The following is an 18,577-nucleotide window of genomic DNA, read 5'->3' on the forward strand; positions in this document are numbered from 1 at the left end:
AGCGTGGACGTAGCAATAACAGCCGTCGCCATATCCTTGGCCGCCATCGTGCTGCTGGCGGGGCTGATGGCAGTGGGCTGGAGAAACCGCCTCAAGCGCCAGCAGACGCTCAGTGCGCCCGCGGATGCCCCGGAGGACCGGGGAGCACCGGTTTACGCGGCCGAAGGCCAGTACGTCGTCACCACCACAGGCGGGGACTGGCTGGACCGGGTCACAGCGCACGGACTGGGAAACAAGGCCACCGCAACTGCGGCCGTCTATTCACACGGTCTGCTGTTCGACCGCTCCGGAGACACAGAGGTGTACATCGCCAGGCAGAACCTGACCGGTGTGCGTCTGGAGCGGGGCATGGCCGGAAAATTCGTCGAGAAGGACGGACTGGTGGTCGTGTCCTGGACGATGGACTCGCACACTTTCGATACGGGTTTCCGGACCAGGTACGCGGCGGACAAACCGCAGCTCCTGGCAGCGATCAGTGAGCTGATCGAGGACACCGACCCCCTGACCAACCCCACAAGCAAGGAAGTACAGTGACAACACACGCGGGAGTAACAGGAGCCGGTGCCGCGGCGGTTTTGGTCCTCGAGGACGGGCGGACTTTCCGTGGGCAGAGCTACGGCGCTCAGGGCACCGCCCTTGGCGAGGCCGTCTTCGCCACCGGGATGACCGGGTACCAGGAAACGATCACCGACCCGTCCTACGCGCGGCAATTGGTGGTCCAGACAGCGCCGCACATCGGCAACACCGGTGTGAACCGCGACGACGCCGAGTCCCGCCAGATCTGGGTCGCCGGCTACATCGTCCGTGACCCGGCCCGGCGTCCCTCGAACTGGCGCTCTGAAAAGAGCCTCGATGACGAACTCGCCGAGCAGGGCGTTGTGGGAATTCAGGGTGTCGACACCCGCGCGATCACCCGGCACCTGCGGGAGCGCGGCGCCATGAAGGCAGGAATCTTCTCCGGCTCCGACGCCGCCCGCAGCGACGCCGACCTGCTGGCCACAGTCAACGGGCAACACAGCATGGAAGGCTCGCGGCTCGCGGAGGAAGTGAGCGTGGACTCCCGCTACGTCGTCGAACCTTCCGACCACGGCTGGGAGGGAGAGCCCCGCTTCACCGTTGCCGCGCTGGACCTCGGCATCAAGGCCATGACGCCCAAGCACTTCGCCCAGCGCGGCGTGCGGACCGTCGTGATGCCTGCCACTGCAACGTACGACGACGTCGTAGCCGTGGGTGCCGACGGCGTCTTCATGTCGAACGGGCCTGGAGATCCCTCCACGGCGGACGCCCAGGTGTCGCTGCTGCGCCAGGTCCTCGATGCGAAGACCCCGTTCTTCGGCATCTGCTTCGGGAACCAGATCCTCGGCCGTGCGCTCGGCTTCGGGACGTACAAGCTCCGCTACGGGCACCGGGGAATCAACCAGCCGGTTCTCGACCGCCGCACGGGCAAGGTGGAAATCACCAGCCAGAACCACGGTTTCGCCGTCGACGCGCCGCTGGACGGCCCGGTTATCGCTCCCGAGGAGCGCTTCGGACGTGTCGAGGTGAGCCACGTCTGCCTCAACGACGACGTCGTTGAGGGACTCGCGTGCCTGGACCTGCCGGCCTTCTCGGTTCAGTACCACCCGGAGGCGGCCGCCGGTCCGCACGACTCCGCGTACCTGTTCGACAGGTTCATCGACTTCATGGCTGAGGCTGCCCGCTCGGGCTCCGACGAGCTTGATGCTTCCGAGGTCTCCAAAGCACCCACCCCCGCGCAGGAAGAAAACTAGATGCCCCGCAGAACCGACCTCACCTCCGTCCTGGTCATCGGATCGGGACCCATCGTCATCGGCCAGGCGGCCGAGTTCGACTACTCAGGCACCCAGGCTCTGCGCGTGCTGAAAGAGGAGGGAATCAGGGTCATCCTGGTCAACTCCAATCCGGCCACCATCATGACGGACCCTGAGTTCGCTGACGCAACCTACGTCGAGCCGATCACCCCGGAGGTGGTCGAGAAGATCATCGCCAAGGAGCGGCCGGACGCGATCCTTCCCACCCTGGGCGGCCAGACGGCTCTCAACACCGCAATCGCGCTCGACAAGAACGGCGTACTCGAGAAGTACGGCGTTGAACTCATCGGCGCGAACATCGCGGCGATTGAACTTGGCGAGGACCGCGAGAAGTTCAAGGGCGTCGTCGAGCGCTGCGGGGCGGAGTCTGCCCGCTCGGCCATCATCCACTCGCTGGACGAAGCCTTCGCCGCTGCGGGAGACCTCGGTTACCCCATGGTGGTCCGGCCCTCCTTCACCATGGGCGGGCTGGGCTCCGGTCTGGCCTACAACGAGGACGACCTGCGACGAATCGTCGGCCAGGGCCTTCAGTACAGCCCCACCAGCGAAGTCCTGCTTGAGGAGAGCATTCTCGGGTGGAAGGAATACGAGCTGGAGATGATGCGCGACAAGAAGGACAACGTCGTCGTCGTCTGTTCCATCGAGAACTTCGACCCGGTCGGTGTCCACACCGGAGACTCCATCACGGTGGCTCCCGCGCTGACGCTGACCGACCGCGAGTACCAGCGGCTGCGTGACATCTCGATTGCGGTCATCCGCGAGGTGGGCGTCGATACCGGCGGCTGCAACATCCAGTTCGCGGTGGAACCGGATACCGGGCGGGTAGTGGTCATCGAGATGAACCCCCGGGTATCCCGCTCCTCGGCACTGGCGTCGAAGGCGACCGGTTTTGCGATCGCGAAGATCGCCACGAAGCTTTCCCTGGGCTACACCCTGGACGAGATTCCGAACGACATCACCCGCCAGACCCCGGCATCCTTCGAGCCGACCCTGGACTACGTCGTCGTCAAGGTGCCGAGGTTCGCGTTCGAGAAGTTCCCCGCAGCGGATGACACCCTGACCACCACCATGAAGTCCGTCGGCGAAGCGATGGCCATGGGCCGGAACTTCACCGAGGCGCTGCAGAAGGCGCTGCGGTCCCTTGAACAGAAGGGCTCCCAGCTCCGCTTCGACCGCGTCAGCGAGTTCGATGTGCCTGAACTCGTCGAAGCCGCAAAGCGCCCGACCACGGAACGCCTGTCCCAGGTCCAGCGCGCGCTGCTGGGCGGTGCGAGCGTCGACGAGCTCTACAAGGCCACCGGAATCGACCCCTGGTTCCTGGATCAGCTGGTCCTGCTCAATGAGGTTGCGGAAACCGTCCGCTCGACGGGACTGAAGCCCGAGACCCTGCGGCTGGCCAAGCGCCACGGCTTCTCGGATGAGCAGATCGGCCTGCTCACGCACACCCCTGAGGCAGTGATTCGAGGGGTGCGTCATGCACTCGATATCAGGCCGGTCTTCAAGACGGTGGACACCTGTGCGGCGGAATTCGCTGCTTACACGCCGTACCACTACTCCTCCTACGACGAGGAGGACGAAGTGGGCCTGCACGCAAAGCCGTCCATCATCATCCTCGGCTCCGGCCCCAACCGCATCGGGCAGGGCATCGAGTTCGATTACTCCTGCGTGCACGCCACCATGGCGCTGCGCAAGGCGGGTTACGAGACGGTCATGGTCAACTGCAACCCCGAGACGGTGTCCACGGACTACGACGTCTCCACCCGGCTGTACTTCGAGCCGCTCACCCTGGAGGATGTGCTCGAGGTCATCGCTGCCGAGGAGCGCACCGGCGGCGTCATGGGCGTCTTCGTCCAGCTCGGCGGGCAGACCCCTCTGAAGCTGGCACAGGAGCTCGCTGACGCAGGGATCCCGATCCTCGGCACCTCGCCGGAGGCTATCGATCTCGCGGAACACCGCGGAGAGTTTGCACGGGTACTGGCCGAAGCCGGACTCATCGCCCCGAAGAACGGCACAGCGGTTTCCTTCGAGGACGCACGCGCAATCGCGGACGAGATCGGTTACCCGGTCCTGGTCCGCCCCTCGTATGTTCTGGGCGGGCGCGGCATGGAGATCGTGTACGACGAGGCGCACCTGTCGCGCTACATCCTCAACGCCACCGAGATCACACCGGACCACCCGGTTCTGATCGACAGATTCCTTGAAGACGCAGTTGAGATCGACGTTGATGCGCTCTATGACGGTAAGGATCTGTATCTGGGCGGCATCATGGAGCACATCGAGGAAGCCGGTATCCACTCCGGCGACTCCGCCTGCGTCCTGCCGCCGATCACCCTGGGTACCGATGTCCTGGAGCGGGTACGCGTGGCAACCCACGCGATCGCCGAGGGCGTCGGTGTCCGCGGCCTGATCAACATCCAGTTCGCGCTGGCTTCCGATGTGCTCTATGTGCTCGAGGCGAATCCGCGTGCTTCACGCACCGTACCGTTCGTCTCCAAGGCGACAGGTGTGCAGATGGCCAAGGCGGCAGCCCTCATCGGAACCGGCGTCACTATCCACCAGCTCCGCAGTGCGTACAAGATGCTGCCCGAAACCGGTGACGGTTCACGCCTGCCGCTGTCCGCCCCGGTGTCCGTGAAGGAAGCTGTGCTGCCGTTCAGCCGATTCCGCACACCCGAGGGGACAGTGGTCGATTCGCTGCTCGGCCCCGAGATGCGGTCCACGGGTGAAGTCATGGGCATCGACAAGCACTTCGACACGGCATTCGCGAAGAGCCAGGCTGCTGCCAACAACGCGCTGCCGACCCAGGGCAAGGTCTTTGTCTCCGTCGCCAACCGCGACAAGCGCTCGATCATCATGGGCGTCAAGCGGCTCTCGGACCTCGGTTTCGAGATCGTCTCAACGGGCGGCACCGCCGACGTCCTGCGCCGCAACGGCATCCAGGCAACGCCCGTCCGCAAGGTTGCCGAAGGCAGCAGCGCCGAAGGCGAGGGCACGATCGCGGACCTGGTGGTGGCAGGGGAGATCGATATGGTCTTCAACACACCTTCGGGCGGGGAAGCGCGCAGCGACGGGTACCAGCTGCGCGCCGCAGCGACCTCGATCGGCATCCCGTGCATCACCACCGTTGCGGAGTTCAATGCCGCGGTGCAGGCAATCGAGGCGCTTCGTACCTACCAGTGGTCCGTGACCAGTTTGCAGGACCACGCCCGCGCCGTCCGCGGCGAAACTGTGCCGGACCCGGTCGGAGCCTGACGGTGACGGCGACCTTCGGGCAGCGACTGGCGGCCGCCGTCGAACGTCTCGGGAATCTCTGTGTGGGCGTCGACCCGCACCCAGCGCTGCTGAGTGCGTGGGGGCTTCCCGATACGCCGGACGGCGTCGAGCGCTTTTCCGCGACGGTCCTTGAGGCCGTCGCGGGACAGGTGGCGGTCATCAAGCCGCAGGTCGCCCTTTTCGAGCGCCTCGGTTCGCAGGGTATGGCCGCGTTGGAGCGGTTGTTGTCCCGCAGCGCGGAGGCCGGCGTGCTGACGATCGCCGACGCCAAGCGGGGCGACATCGGTTCCACGATGGCAGGCTACGCTGATGCCTGGTTGCGCGATGGATCCGCCCTCGCGGCGGACGCGCTCACGCTGAGTCCGTACCTGGGCTTCGAGTCGTTGCGTCCTGCGTTGGACGCGGCCCGGGAAACCAACCGCGGCGTGTTCGTCCTTGCTCTGACCTCAAATCCGGAGGGCGCATCGGTACAGCACGTGGGAGGGGAGGACTCGGTCGCCCGACGGATCGTCGAGGCAGCCGCAGCAGAGAACCGCGACGGCGCACCCGGCTCAGTAGGACTGGTGATCGGTGCCACTGCCGGGGAGGCCGTGCGTCGCCTTGGACTGGACCTCTCCACGCTCAACGGTCCGATTCTTGCGCCCGGAGTGGGAGCACAGGGGGCTGGGCAGCGTGAGCTTCGTGACACTTTCCGGGGTGCAACGGGCCTTGTCCTCCCGAACTCGAGCAGGGAAATCCTGAGCGCGGGTCCCACAGTGGAGGGTCTTCGCAAGGCGGCAGCCGCCACCCAACGAGCGGTGGACCTGTCCCGCGGCACCGGTTCCGGGACGGATTGATTTTCGGTCAGCCGAGCAGATAGGTTCAGTGCAAGCCCAATCTCCAGACCCGTGACTGCCGGTGTTCGACCGACGGTTCAACTGCCTAGGGAGCCCGAGTGAGCCTCAAGCCTCTCACCGATAGCGAACGAACACTGGCGCGGGAAAAAGCGACGGCGGCGCGGGCTGTCCGGGCGGAGCTGAAGTCCCGGCTGAAGTCCGGTGAGATTACGGTGGCCGAGGTGATCAATGGTTCAGGCCAGGAGGAAGCGATCGGCCGCCTCCGGGTGCTGGACCTGTTGAAAGCCTTGCCCGGGGTGGGGGAGAAAAGGGCTGCAGGCATCATGGACGCCGTGGGAATCGCAGCCACCCGCAGGGTGCGGGGCCTCGGCATCCACCAGCGCAAGGCTCTCGTTGAGCACTTGACGCACCATCCGGTGAACAATCGCCACTAGAGAAGGAAGTATTCGTGAATCAGCCGCGGCTGACCGTACTCGCGGGCCCCACGGCTGTGGGCAAAGGCACCGTTTCCACTTACATCCGTGACAACTACCCCGAAGTGGAGTTGTCCGTTTCGGCCACGACGCGTCCTCCCCGGCCGGGTGAGACAGACGGTGTGCACTACCACTTCGTCTCACCCGAGGAGTTCGACGACCTTGTGGCGACCGGGCAGATGCTGGAGTGGGCAGTCGTCCACGGGCGGAACCGCTACGGCACGCTCCGGCGCACGGTGAAAGCCGCCATGGACGCCGGTAAGACCGTATTGCTGGAGATCGATCTGCAGGGCGCGCGTCAGGTGAAGGAGAGTATGCCGGATGCCAACTTCGTCTTCCTGGCGCCTCCCAGCTGGGAGGAAATGGTGCGACGATTGATCGGTCGGGGCACCGAAACACCCGAGGAACAGCAGCAGCGCCTTGCAACCGCTAAACTGGAACTTGCTGCCGAACCGGAATTCGACCACACCGTGGTCAATGACGACGTTCAGCGCGCAGCAGATGAGCTTGTTTCATTGATGGGCCTGACCGCGCACTCGCACTGAAAAGCACGCGCACCAGCTCTACGGCCCAGCGACTATTGGAGATTTTGTGTCTACTCACCCCGAAGGCATCATCAACCCGCCGATCGACTCCCTGCTGGAAGCGTCGGACTCGAAGTACGCCCTCGTGATCTACGGTGCCAAGCGCGCACGCCAGATCAACGCTTACTACTCGCAGCTCCATGAGGGCCTTTTCGAGTATGTTGGTCCGCTGGTGGAAACCAAGCTGAACGAGAAGCCGCTGTCCATCGCACTGCGCGAGATCAACGAGGGCATGCTCGTCGCTGCTCCCGCCGAAGCGTCGGAGTAAGCGCGCCGCCGGTCAGTCAAAGGTACCGACGTGCGTATCATCCTGGGAGTTGGAGGAGGGATCGCCGCCTACAAGGTGGCGTCCCTCCTGCGTTTGTTCACTGAGGCCGGCCACAACGTAACGGTCATACCCACCGAAGCGGCCCAGCGGTTCGTGGGCACTGCCACCTGGGAGGCGCTCTCGGGAAACCCCGTCAGCAACAGTGTGTTCGAGGCCGTCGACCAGGTCCGCCATGTGCGTCTTGGCCAGGAGGCGGACCTGGTGGTCATCGCGCCGGCCACCGCGGATCTGCTGGCCAGGGCAGCCGCCGGAATGGCGGATGACCTGCTCACAGGCTCCCTTCTGGTGACGCGCGCCCCGGTGGTTTTCGCGCCTGCCATGCATACCGAGATGTGGCAGCACCCGGCCACTGCGGCGAATGTCGAGACCCTGAGGCGACGCGGCGCCGTCGTGCTTGAACCGGCCGTTGGGCGTCTCACGGGGACTGATACCGGGCCGGGAAGACTGCCCGATCCCGAAATCATCTATGCCGCAGCGCTCAAGGTCTTCTCCGGGCAGGCCGCGCCTGGCGCCCGCCCACTGGCAGGACGCACGCTCACCATCACGGCGGGCGGCACACGCGAGCCGCTGGACCCGGTCCGGTTCCTCGGGAACAGGTCATCGGGAAAGCAGGGCGTGGCGCTGGCCGCAGCCGCCTTGGAAGCGGGCGCGACGGTCCATTTCATCGCGGCCCATATGGATGTACCGCCACCGGCGGGAGTCGAGCTGACACTCGTCGAGACCGCTGAAGAACTGCGGGAAGCGACCCTGAAGCTCGCCCAGCACTCGGACGCCCTCATCATGGCGGCTGCCGTTGCCGATTTCCGGCCTGAGTCGGTCTCCGAGACCAAGGTCAAGAAGCGCGACGACGGCGAGAACCCGGTCATCACGCTTACCCGCAACCCGGACATCCTGGTGGAAACCGTGCAGCAGCGGCGCACCCTCGGCTCGCCGGCAGTGATTGTAGGGTTCGCGGCGGAAACCGGAGATGAGGACGCCACCCCGCTCGCGCACGGGCTGCGAAAGCTTCAACGCAAGGGCTGTGACCTGCTCGTCTTGAACCGTGTCGGCCGCTCGCTGGTCTTCGGTCAGGACTCGACCGAGATAACCCTTCTGGATGCCGGCGGTGCCGAGCCGGAAACGGTCAAGGGAACGAAAGTCAGCGTGGCCCAGGTCGTCGTGCAACGAGTCGCCGAAGCCCTGAGCGCAGCGGGAAAGCCCGCCTGAAACCTCCTTCGGCGTGACCATCGGGGGAGTGCTTCCGCCGTAGCACCCGGTCACACAACCCGCCAGTTACATCGCCTGACCAAGTAGAGTGATCACGTGAATTCACCCCATACGCCTAGCCCTTCCTTGCGATTGTTCACCTCGGAATCGGTGACGGAGGGCCATCCGGACAAGATCTGCGACCAGATCAGTGACGGCATCCTCGATGCGTTGCTGGAAGCGGATCCACGCTCCCGCGTGGCGGTGGAGACCCTCGTCACTACAGGACTGGTCCATGTGGCCGGCGAAGTGACCACGGAAGCCTATGTGGAGATCCCCGAGATCGTCCGCAAGACCATCCTCGGCATTGGTTATGACTCCTCGGCGAATGGTTTCGACGGTGCGCGCTGCGGCGTATCAGTATCCATCGGCCAGCAGTCGCCCGAGATCGCTTCAGGCGTTTTCACCTCCCTTGAGAGCCGCGAGGGCACCAGCACTGATCCGTACGATGCCCAGGGCGCCGGTGACCAGGGCATCATGTTCGGCTATGCCAGCGATGAGACGCCGGTTCTGATGCCTACGCCGATCTGGCTGGCGCACCGGTTGTCAGAGCAGCTCACGGACGTCCGGAAGGACGGCACGCTGCCCTATCTGCGGCCCGACGGCAAGACGCAGGTCACCGTGGGCTACGACGGCGACAAGCCCGTCAGCGTCGACTCGGTCGTGATCTCGTCGCAGCACGCACAGGAGGTCGACCTCGAGACGCTGCGCGCCGACCTGGTGGAACACGTCATCACGCCGGTTCTGGCCACCTCGCACCTGGACGTCTCGAACGTCCGTCACATCCTGAACCCTGGCGGCGAATTCGTGATCGGCGGACCCGTGGGTGACGCCGGTCTGACCGGACGGAAGATCATCGTCGACACGTACGGGGGAATGGCTCGCCACGGCGGCGGTGCCTTCAGCGGCAAGGATCCCTCGAAGGTGGACCGGTCAGCCGCATACGCGATGCGCTGGGTGGCCAAGAACGTTGTGGCTTCGGGACTTGCCCGCCGCGCGGAGATCCAGATCGCCTACGCCATCGGAATGGCGCACCCCGTTGGGATTTACGTCGAGACCTTCGGCACGGAACAGGTCGATCCCGCTGCCATCGGATCGGCGATCAATGAGATCTTCGATCTCCGCCCCCTGGCCATCATCAACTCCCTGGACCTGCTGCGCCCGATCTATCAGAAGACCGCCGCACACGGGCACTTCGGACGCGAGGGCGAGGGTTTCAACTGGGAACTCACCGACCGCACTGACGAACTCAAGAGCTACTTCAACGCCTAGGAACCGTCCCGAGCCGATGAGTTCCGAAGAGGGGCAGCAGCTTTCACTGCTGCAGGGCTTTTCCGCACCGGCGGCTCCCCGCGGGAAGTCGCCGGTTGCTTCGAAGCTCCCGGTCGCCCGCGTCATCATCGACTCGCCGCTGCCGCACCTGGACCGGCCGTTCGATTACCTTGTGCCCGCTGAGTACGACGACGACGCCGTCCCCGGTGCCCGCGTCAAGGTGCGGTTCGCCGGGCGGGAACATGCGGCATTCCTAGTGGAACGGCTCGCGGAATCTGACAGTCCCGCCCGCCTGCTGCCGTTGGGCAAGGTGGTGTCCGGGCAGCCGGTCGCCAGCCCGGAGGTCGTGGCGCTGGCAGCGGCCGTCGCAGCCCGTTACGCCGGTTCCACCAGTGATGTCCTCCGCTCAGCGGTGCCTCCGCGCGTGGCGCGCGTGGAGAAGGACTTCCCTTCGGATCCGGCCAGGGGCGCCGCTCAGCGTGGTCCAGACGAACCAGACAGGTCTCCGCTGCTGGTCCGGTACTTGAACGGCGCCTCCTATCTGTCGCGCCTCGCGGCGGGTGAGAGTCCACGAGCCGTGCTCACCACTGTTGCCGGGTATGGACCACACGGTTGGCCTGCTGAATTGGCCGACGCCGTCCACGCCGTCTGGGCGGCAGGACGCGGTGCCGTCGTCGTCGTGCCGGACCAGCGCGATCTCGCGAGGGTTGAAAGGGCGCTGGGGGAGCGCATCGGCACGGAGTCCTTCGTCCGGCTGACTGCCGAGGACGGCCCGACGCCTCGTTACCGCAACTTCCTGAGGCTCTTGCATGGGCAGGTCCGGGTGGCCGTGGGGACGAGGTCCGCGGCATTTGCTCCAGTGAAGGATCTGGGGCTGGTGATCCTCTGGGACGACAATGACGAGTCCCACAGCGAACCGCGTGCACCGTACCACCATGCCCGCGACGTGCTCCTGCTGCGCAGCGAACTTCAGGATTGCGCGCTGCTCTTCGCAGCACCGTCGCGGAGTGTCGAGTCGCAGCGGCTGGTGGACAGCGGGTGGGCGCAATCCATGCAGGCGGACCGGGCTGTTGTCCGGCAGCTGGCTCCGAGGGTGCTTCATTCAGCGGATACCTATCATGCCGAGCGGGAACCTCTCACCCACCAGGTGCGCATACCCCCGGTCGCCTGGCGGGCAGCCAGGGATGGACTGCAGCGTGGGCCGGTCCTGATCCAGGTGGCACGGACGGGCTTCTCACCGGCGCTGGCCTGCGAGGATTGCCGGGAGCCGGCACGATGCCGCCAGTGTGCCGGGCCTCTGGCCCAGTCGGGCCGCGGATCGGCGGTCACCTGCCGCTGGTGCGGAAGGCCGGAGCATTCCTGGCGCTGTCCGCACTGTTCGGGCGGCAGGTTGCGCTCGACAGTGAGTGGGGCGGCCCGTACCGCTGAGGAGCTGGGGCGTGCCTTCCCGGGGGCAGTTGTAGTCTCCTCTTCGGGCGATCACATCCTCGATGAGGTCGACGACTCCCCGCGCGTGGTGGTCGCGACGCCGGGTGCCGAGCCGGTGGCCGCCGCCGGCTATGCCGCCGTACTCCTGCTCGACGGAAACGCCCTGCTGGGACGGGAATCGCTGCGCGCCCTGGAAAGCACGCTGCAGCGCTGGTTCAATGCGGCGGTGCTCGCCAGGCCTGCGTCGGCCGGTGGGGTCGTGGTCGTCACCGCCGACGACGACGCCGCAGCCGGACACCTCGTGCGTTGGGACCCAGCCGGTGCGGCAACACGTGAACTGGTGCTTCGCACCGAGCTGGGGTTGCCGCCGGCGGTGCGTTATGCGGCTCTGAGCGGGTCATTGGAGGCACTGGCAGCGTTCATCGATGGACTGCACCTGCCGCCGTCGTGCAGGATCGTGGGTCCCACGGCCCTGCGTCCTCCAGCGGGGCCGCCGGCTGTCCAGAAACCGGGACAGCAGTCCGCGGCAGGCTCACACCGCACCCTGTTGTTCTTCCGCTACCGAGACGCGGCGGAGGTGGTCAGCGCGTTGCGCGCCCGCCGGGTATCACTCTCGGCCAGGCGCACCACAGAGCCCGTGCACGTCAGGGTCGACGCCGTCGACGTTCTCTAGCGCCTAGGTTTGAAGTGCTGGTTGCACGGCTCCTGGCATGGAGCTCGGCGGCTTCCTCGAGCGCGGCAATCAGAGAATCTGCTGACGTCTCCCAGGAGTAGGTATCCGCCTGGGCACGGCCGGACGCCGAAGCGTCCCTCCAATGCAGCGGGTCGTCAAGCGTGCGGACAGCGCGGCCGAACTCCTCAGGCGAGTCCGGATCGACATACAGCGCCGCGTTCCCTCCGACCTCGCGGAAGATCGGCGTATCCGCAGCTATCACTGGTGTTCCAAGCGCCATCGCTTCAATGACCGGGAGTCCGTAGCCTTCCGCTCGTGAAAGCGTCACCAGGGCCGTGCCGGAGCGCAGCAGCTGCTCGTATTCGCCGTCGGTCACGCCGTTGTGAAAGACCACGGCGGCACCTGCCGGGACCAGCGCTTCCAGTTCGCGCTGCCGCTCGGGAGTGATCCGGCTCAGGAGATGCAGGGTGTAGTCCGGCAGACCCGCCATCCCTGCCAGCAGTGTCTCGACATTCTTGTAGGGCATGAACGATCCCATGTACAGCAGTGACTTCTCCGGTTGCGCTCCCGGCGGGCGCGGCCTGGAACCCGGCTGCGGCGCGTTGCCGACGATGCGGATCGGACGCCGGGTCAACCGGTGCTGTTGCATCAGCGCCCGGGTGGTCTCCGAGATGGTGGCAACGACGTCGGCACGATTCAGGAGCAACCGCTGCGGCCAGTAGGCAAGGTGGTACAGCCGCCAGAGTATCCGGACGGGCAGTGGCAGGAACCTGGGGGGCGTCCGGTTCTGGTAGTAGATGAGGTCGTGCAGGGTGAGCACCAACGGGTAGCGACGGCCGAAGGAGCCCATGGTCTGCATGGGACAGAACACCGCGTCGGGTTCAAGCCTGTTGATGCGCGCGGCAACGAACAGCTCGGCGGGGGAGAACGGGCTGTTGATCTTCACATGCGGCACCTCGGGCAGGAGTGCCAGCTGGCGGTCGTCGTGAATCAGCATTGTCACATCAGCCCGCTGGGAGAGCGCTTCGACGAGGCTGGCGCCGTACCGGCTGATTCCGTCGTGGTGGTCCGTCCGCGTGAAGCGGGCATCGATCAGTATTCTCATCAGGTTCTGTTTCCCAGGAAGTCGATGATGTGTTCCGCAGCGGCCTCGGGTGTCTCATAGTGGATCAGGTGCCCCACCTCGGGAAGGACCACCAGCTTTGAATCGGGGATGAGCGAAGCAAGTTCCTGTTGGGTCTGCACCGTTCCCAGGTCGTCTTTCGCCGCGGCGATCAGGAGTACGGGAAGCCGGAGGCGCGCGGCGCTGTCCCGGACGGTTGTGCTGATCGATGCGGTGAATGCCTGCAGCACGACGTCCCGTGAGGCGAAGGCGCTGAAGTACGCGCGGTGTTGCCCATGGATCCACCGGCGCAAGGGACGGTCGCGCGTCTTGGCCATCAGCTCGCTCATGGCACGGACGATCATCCGATTGCTCAGCAGCGCGTGCCCGGCCGTTTCGGGCAGCGCGGCGCCCACCCGGTAATACAGAGCAGCCAGGCGGGTCGCAACGCGGCTCGAACCCTCAAGTGCCGGCGCACTGATGGGGTTGATCAGCACCAGAGCAGAGAAAGCTTCGGGAGCGTCAGCTGCTGCCTTTGCGGCGATGATTGATCCGAAGGAATGACCCAGGAGGACGGTCTCCGGCCCGAGGGCGAGGCGGTCGAGACTGTTCCGGACGAACGCGGCGTAGGCCTCGACGTCGTGCTCCCCGTCCAGCGGGTCGGAGCGCCCGAACCCGGGTAGATCCGGTGCTATGACACGGTGGGTTGGGAGCGCCTCGATGATGCGCAGCAGCCCGTGATGGTCGCCGCGAAAACCATGCACCATGAAGATCGAACGCGTGCCGGGGGTCGTCTGCACTGCGGGAAAGTCCCAGAACCGCTGCAGTTTTCCGTCGAAGTTGAGCGTCCGCACGGTCCCCGTGCGCATCAGGAGCACCACGTCAGTTGACCAGGTCCGGGTGTGAACCGACACGGGTGTCCGAGTTGAGCTGCTCGATCGCAGCCATGTCCACGGCATCGAGAGTGAAGTCGTCGATGCGGAGGTTCTCCTCGATACGCCCGCGGGAGCTTGCCTTCACAACAGCGGCTACACCGATCTGCATGTGCCAGCGCAGGATGACCTGGGCCGGCGACCGCGAATGCTTTGCCGCTATGTGCGTAATCGTGGTGTTGGTCAGCAGCGAACCACGGCCCAGCGGGCTCCAGGCCTGGGTGAGGATGCCGTGCTCAGCGTTGAACTCCCTCAGCCCCTGCTGCTGCAGGAACGGATGGAGCTCGATCTGGTTGACTGCGGGCACCACCTCGGTCTGGGAGAGAAGCTTCTCAAGGTGATGGCGCTGGAAGTTGGACACGCCGATGGCGCGCACCCTCCCGCCGGCATAGAGCTCCTCGAGCGCCCGCCACGATTCGACATAGAGGTCCTTCGCGGGGCAGGGCCAGTGGATCAGGTAGAGGTCCACGTAGTCGAGCCCGAGCCGGCGGATCGACTCGTCGAACGCCTCGCGGGTGGCACGGTAACCGTGGTTCTCGTTCCACACCTTCGACGTGACGAATACATCGCCCCGCTCAACGTACCCGGCGGAGACTGCGTCGAGAACGGCACGTCCCACGCCCTCCTCATTGCCGTACATCGCCGCCGTGTCGAGCAGCCGGTAGCCTGCCTCAAGCGCGAGGGTGCAGAGTCCGTGGGCATCATCGGCGGGAACCTTGTAGAGCCCGTAACCCAACCGGTCCATCATGACGCCGTTGGAGATCGATACCTTTCCCGGTTTATGCATACCCTGACTCTACCGAGGGTGCGCAGACGGATCCGGTCGCATCAGGTGTGAGTTGATTCAGCCCTGGCGAACCAGAGTCCGGGCAGAGCGTTCATCGAGGATGAGGTCGGTGACCAGGCCCGCCGCGAGAGCGCCCCGCAAACCGTTGATCTTGGACTCGCCGGAAACAACACAGATGCGGCGGCCCACCTGTCCGAGCATCTCCAGATCAGGGCCGGTACTGCGCTCGTTCAGCACGATGTCGCTGTGCGAGCCGTCGGCCCGGAAGAATACGGTTGCCACATCGCCCACCACATGGTGCTCGCGAAGGATCGCGAGGTCGTCCTCGTCGAGGTAGCCGCCGGCATAGACGTGGCTCGGAATGCCTGATCCGGTGGACCCCACACCGAAGATTGCCATGGTCATGCGCTCCTGCAGGTCGAGGATGCGCTTGACGCTGCGCTCTGCCCACATGGCGGTTTTGGTCTCGGCATGGTCGAAGAAGGCGGGGACGGGAAACTGCTCCACCCGAGCGCCGTAAGCCGCCCCAAACCGACGAAGGATCTCACTGGCATACGTGATGCCGGTCGTTTGAGTATTGCCGGCACCGTTCAACTGCACAATGGTGCTGTCATGCGTGGTCTTCCGCGTCAAGTGGTGGCTCACTGCACTGATGGTCGAACCCCAGGCAACTCCGATGATGGCGTTGGAATCGACGAGAGGGCCGAGCGTACGCGCAGCCTGAATCGCAACCCGGTCAAGAACATCTGAATCACTGACGAGATCGGTCACCGGGACGACGTGCGCTTCCACTCCAAAGCGGCTCCGTACTTCCCTTTCGAGGGCAGGCGCCCTGTCCAGGGGGTTGTTGATCTGAATCTGTACGAGGCCGGTATCTCGCGCCATGGACAGCAACCGGGACACCGTTGACCTCGATGTCCGAAGTTCCCGTGCAATGGCGTTCATCGTCAGGTCCTGCAGGTAGTACATCTGCGCTGCCCGCAGCGCATCCCGGCTCCGCGGAGGGGTGGGGTCGATATTTCGGGCATCTGCGCGTTCAGGTGCACTTCTGGCTGCGGTGTTCACTGGATTCTCCGGGGTCAAGTGCACGTTTGTGCATGGGCATTGACGAATATTCCCAACCCTCCAAAGAATAGGGTGCAGGTCCAAGATCCCGCCACTAGTCAAGGAGCCCCGCCACTCGTGAGGAACAGCACCGGAGTGATGACGCCGTCGGCCAATCCCAACCGTCCAGCCCGTGACAGCGTGAAAGAACTGAAGGACAATCCCCGCACTTCGGTACTGATTATCGGGGGCGGCATCAACGGCGTCGGTACGTTCCGGGACCTGTCACTCCAGGGCATTGACGTCACGCTCATCGAGCGCGGCGACTACTGCCAGGGCGCCTCGGGCGCATCCTCGCACATGATCCACGGCGGCATCCGCTACCTGGAGAATGGCGAGTTCCGGCTGGTCCGGGAGTCCGTCGTCGAACGCAATGCCCTGCTCAAACTGGCGCCGCACTACGTCAAGCCGCTGCAGACGACCATTCCGATCTTCAGCACGTTCTCCGGAATCCTGGCTGCACCGCTGCGGTTCCTGAGCCATCGGCAGGGGCCGCCACGGGAGCGCGGCGCGGTCCTCATCAAGGCGGGATTAACCCTGTACGACGCGTTCTCCCGCGCGGGTTCCGCCGTGCCGCGACACAAGTTCCTGGGGCGCAAAGCGTCACTGGCGCAGCTGCCGGAGCTTCGTCCGGATGTGAAGTACACGGCCACCTATTTCGATGCCTCCGTTCACAACCCCGAACGGCTGACACTCGACGTGCTCCGCGACGGCCTCGACGCCAACCCCAGGTCGCGCGCTATCAACTACGTCACCGCAGTGGGAAGCGACGCAAAGGGCGTTGTGCTCCGCGACGAACTGACGGGCGAGGTATTTCCGGTCCAGGCGGATATCGTCGTCAATGCAACGGGGGCGTGGGTCGACGGCACCAACAGTTCACTGGGACAGCCCAGCCGCTTCATGGGTGGAACAAAGGGCTCACATATCGTCCTCGACCATCCCGAACTGCTCGCCGCCTGCGCCGGCAGGGAAATCTTCTTCGAACACTCCGACGGGCGCATCGTCCTGATCTATCCCATGGGCGACCGGGTACTCGTCGGCACGACGGATATCGATACAGACATGGACACTCCGGCGGTCTGCACCGAGGCGGAGATTGACTACTTCTTCGAGCTGATCCACCACGTGTTCCCGACGGTCAAAGTCGGCCGCGACAGTATCGTCTACAGCTTCTCGGGAGTGCGGCCATTGCCGCGCCACGATGACACGCAACCCGGGTTTGTATCCCGCGATTACCGCATCGAACGCGGAGAGACTGCCGGCCGGCCGGCACTAAGCCTCGTCGGCGGCAAGTGGACCACCTTCCGGGCGCTCTCGGAACATCTCGCGAACGAGGTCCTCGCTCTCCTGAAGAGGCCAAGGACGGTCTCGACCTCCGCACTGCCCATCGGCGGCGGCCTCGGCTTCCCAAAGGAACCGGGCGACGTCGCCGCGTGGATTGAGTCCAACGGGGCCGGCCTGCCGGCGGAACGGGTCGCGCAGCTGCTCGACCGCTACGGAACCCGCGCCTCTGACGTCGCCGCGTTCCTCGCGGCCGGTGCCGATTCGCCCCTGCAGACCACACATGAAGTAAGCACCAGGGAACTGGAGTACATGATCCGGCACGAACAGGTTCAGCATGTCTCCGATGTCCTCATCCGGCGCACAGCGCTTGCCTTCAACGGGCTCGTGAGCGCTGAGCTGATCGACGAGTTTGCGGACATTCTTGGCGAACACCTCGGCTGGTCCGCCACGGAGCGGAAGAATCAGGTAGAAGAAACGCGCCGGGTATTGCAGGAACACCACAAGGTGAGTGTGAATAGTTTGGTTGCGTAGGTATGAGCAACCTCCAGCAGTCCACCGACAGCTGGGAACCAACGGCAGCCTTTGCCGGGGGAGTAGCGCGGTGCCGCGACCATCACGGCGCCGGGGCCACACGGCCCACCGTTGAATAAATGGAGGAGTCAAAGATGTCTCTGGAAGTATTCGTCGCCGAAACATTCGGCACATTCATGCTGTTGTTGCTTGGCACGGGAGTCGTGGCCAACGTAGCGCTCGCGGGCACCAAGGGTAATAACGGCGGGTTCCTGATGGTCAACTTCGGTTGGGGCCTCGCGGTCTTTGCCGGCGTTTACGTCGCCGCGCTTTCCGGGGCCCACCTGAACTTCGCGGTGACCGCGGGTCTGTGGGCCAACGGCAACGTTGCGGAATTCGCCCCCGGCGTCGACAAGAACTTCGTCAACGCCCTCGGCTATCTGGCCGCACAGATGCTCGGCTCGATTCTCGGAGCTGTGGGCTGCTGGCTGGCCTACAAGCAGCACTTCGATCTCGAACCGGACCCCGCGAACAAGCTGGGTGTGTTCTCAACCGGCCCGGCTATTCGGTCAAGTGCGTGGAACCTGGTGACCGAGATCATCGGTACGTTCGTTCTCGTGTTCGTCATCCTTGCGTTCGCTTCAACCCCCTCGGGACTGGGCCCGCTTGCCGTTGCACTTCTCGTCGTCGGCATCGGAGCGTCCCTCGGCGGACCCACCGGGTACGCCATCAACCCCAACCGCGACCTCGGCCCGCGTATTGCCCACGCATTCCTACCGATCAAGGGCAAGGGAAGCAGCGATTGGAGCTACGCATGGGTGCCGGTAGTCGGACCGATCATCGGAGGCGTGCTCGGAGGGCTGGCAGCCATGCTGATCACCTTCCCGTCTGCGGCCTAGAGATACGACGAACCGGAG

General features: G+C 65.0%; 16 protein-coding genes. 12 read left to right on the top strand and 4 right to left on the bottom strand.

Translation table 11 applies throughout. The features are described 5' to 3' along the window. Positions 1–3: 3 nt before the first annotated feature. From RIF85_RS00825 to RIF85_RS00870, 10 genes are all read left to right on the top strand, one after another. Complete coding sequence (locus tag RIF85_RS00825) at positions 4–534, top strand: hypothetical protein (RefSeq protein ID WP_309070001.1); 531 nt, start codon at positions 4–6, stop codon at positions 532–534. Next, the gene (gene carA, locus RIF85_RS00830) at positions 531–1,769 is read left to right on the top strand and encodes a glutamine-hydrolyzing carbamoyl-phosphate synthase small subunit (protein WP_309070002.1); all 1,239 of its coding nucleotides are present in this window, start codon (positions 531–533) and stop codon (positions 1,767–1,769) included. The genes RIF85_RS00825 and carA overlap by 4 nt, the downstream gene beginning before the upstream one ends. Further along, positions 1,770–5,081 carry a carbamoyl-phosphate synthase large subunit gene (gene carB, locus RIF85_RS00835; RefSeq protein WP_309070003.1) on the top strand — a complete coding sequence of 1,104 codons (3,312 nt, stop codon included), beginning with the start codon at positions 1,770–1,772 and terminating at the stop codon, positions 5,079–5,081. It abuts the gene before it with no gap. Then, positions 5,078–5,938, top strand: a complete 861-nt coding sequence (gene pyrF / locus RIF85_RS00840) for an orotidine-5'-phosphate decarboxylase (protein ID WP_309070041.1) — start codon at positions 5,078–5,080, stop codon at positions 5,936–5,938. The genes carB and pyrF overlap by 4 nt, the downstream gene beginning before the upstream one ends. A 98-nt stretch (positions 5,939–6,036) precedes the next feature. After that, positions 6,037–6,372 (top strand): integration host factor, actinobacterial type, encoded by a 336-nt coding sequence (gene mihF, locus RIF85_RS00845; protein ID WP_309070004.1) that lies wholly within the window; start codon positions 6,037–6,039, stop codon positions 6,370–6,372. Between the two features lie 14 nt (positions 6,373–6,386). After that, the gene (gmk, locus tag RIF85_RS00850) at positions 6,387–6,956 is read left to right on the top strand and encodes a guanylate kinase (protein WP_309070005.1); all 570 of its coding nucleotides are present in this window, start codon (positions 6,387–6,389) and stop codon (positions 6,954–6,956) included. Between the two features lie 46 nt (positions 6,957–7,002). After that, entirely contained in the window at positions 7,003–7,263 is a 261-nt protein-coding gene (gene rpoZ / locus RIF85_RS00855) for a DNA-directed RNA polymerase subunit omega (protein ID WP_309070006.1), read from the top strand. Between the two features lie 30 nt (positions 7,264–7,293). Beyond that, positions 7,294–8,529 (top strand): bifunctional phosphopantothenoylcysteine decarboxylase/phosphopantothenate--cysteine ligase CoaBC, encoded by a 1,236-nt coding sequence (coaBC, locus tag RIF85_RS00860; RefSeq protein ID WP_309070007.1) that lies wholly within the window; start codon positions 7,294–7,296, stop codon positions 8,527–8,529. Between the two features lie 96 nt (positions 8,530–8,625). After that, the gene (metK, locus tag RIF85_RS00865) at positions 8,626–9,840 is read left to right on the top strand and encodes a methionine adenosyltransferase (RefSeq protein WP_309070008.1); all 1,215 of its coding nucleotides are present in this window, start codon (positions 8,626–8,628) and stop codon (positions 9,838–9,840) included. A 16-nt stretch (positions 9,841–9,856) separates the two neighbouring features. Further along, positions 9,857–11,941 (top strand): primosomal protein N', encoded by a 2,085-nt coding sequence (locus RIF85_RS00870; RefSeq protein ID WP_309070009.1) that lies wholly within the window; start codon positions 9,857–9,859, stop codon positions 11,939–11,941. Here RIF85_RS00870 and RIF85_RS00875 read toward each other — a convergent pair. From RIF85_RS00875 to RIF85_RS00890, 4 genes are read right to left on the bottom strand one after another with little or no spacing between them, the layout of a single operon-like run. Next, entirely contained in the window at positions 11,913–13,046 is a 1,134-nt protein-coding gene (locus tag RIF85_RS00875) for a glycosyltransferase family 1 protein (RefSeq protein ID WP_309070010.1), read from the bottom strand. The genes RIF85_RS00870 and RIF85_RS00875 overlap by 29 nt on opposite strands. Next, positions 13,046–13,957: an alpha/beta hydrolase gene (locus RIF85_RS00880; protein WP_309070011.1), complete on the bottom strand. Its 912-nt coding sequence runs from the start codon at positions 13,955–13,957 to the stop codon at positions 13,046–13,048. Before RIF85_RS00880 ends, RIF85_RS00875 begins: the two co-directional genes overlap by 1 nt. Further along, positions 13,926–14,762: an aldo/keto reductase gene (locus RIF85_RS00885; RefSeq protein WP_309070012.1), complete on the bottom strand. Its 837-nt coding sequence runs from the start codon at positions 14,760–14,762 to the stop codon at positions 13,926–13,928. The genes RIF85_RS00880 and RIF85_RS00885 overlap by 32 nt, the downstream gene beginning before the upstream one ends. A 57-nt stretch (positions 14,763–14,819) precedes the next feature. After that, the gene (locus RIF85_RS00890; protein ID WP_309070042.1) at positions 14,820–15,731 is read right to left on the bottom strand and encodes a sugar-binding domain-containing protein; all 912 of its coding nucleotides are present in this window, start codon (positions 15,729–15,731) and stop codon (positions 14,820–14,822) included. Between the two features lie 234 nt (positions 15,732–15,965). Here RIF85_RS00890 and RIF85_RS00895 point away from each other — a divergent pair, with 234 nt between their 5' ends. After that, on the top strand, positions 15,966–17,681 hold the full coding sequence (locus RIF85_RS00895; protein WP_309070043.1) for a glycerol-3-phosphate dehydrogenase/oxidase: 1,716 nt from the start codon (positions 15,966–15,968) through the stop codon (positions 17,679–17,681). A 134-nt stretch (positions 17,682–17,815) separates the two neighbouring features. After that, positions 17,816–18,559 (top strand): MIP/aquaporin family protein, encoded by a 744-nt coding sequence (locus tag RIF85_RS00900; RefSeq protein WP_309070013.1) that lies wholly within the window; start codon positions 17,816–17,818, stop codon positions 18,557–18,559. Positions 18,560–18,577 lie beyond the last annotated feature (18 nt).

The organism is Arthrobacter sp. (genome assembly GCF_031179385.1).
In the GTDB taxonomy this organism is placed as follows: Bacteria; Actinomycetota; Actinomycetes; order Actinomycetales; family Micrococcaceae; genus Arthrobacter_D.

Excerpts from the sequence above, each read along its gene's own strand:
- carB (WP_309070003.1), top strand. The coding sequence starts at position 1,770 with ATGCCCCGCAGAACCGACCTCACCTCCGTCCTGGTCATCGGATCGGGA.
- RIF85_RS00870 (WP_309070009.1), top strand. The coding sequence starts at position 9,857 with ATGAGTTCCGAAGAGGGGCAGCAGCTTTCACTGCTGCAGGGCTTTTCC.
- RIF85_RS00875 (WP_309070010.1), bottom strand. The coding sequence starts at position 13,046 with ATGAGAATACTGATCGATGCCCGCTTCACGCGGACGGACCACCACGAC.
- RIF85_RS00885 (WP_309070012.1), bottom strand. The coding sequence starts at position 14,762 with ATGCATAAACCGGGAAAGGTATCGATCTCCAACGGCGTCATGATGGAC.
- RIF85_RS00890 (WP_309070042.1), bottom strand. The coding sequence starts at position 15,731 with ATGTACTACCTGCAGGACCTGACGATGAACGCCATTGCACGGGAACTT.
- RIF85_RS00895 (WP_309070043.1), top strand. The coding sequence starts at position 15,966 with ATGACGCCGTCGGCCAATCCCAACCGTCCAGCCCGTGACAGCGTGAAA.
- RIF85_RS00900 (WP_309070013.1), top strand. The coding sequence starts at position 17,816 with ATGTCTCTGGAAGTATTCGTCGCCGAAACATTCGGCACATTCATGCTG.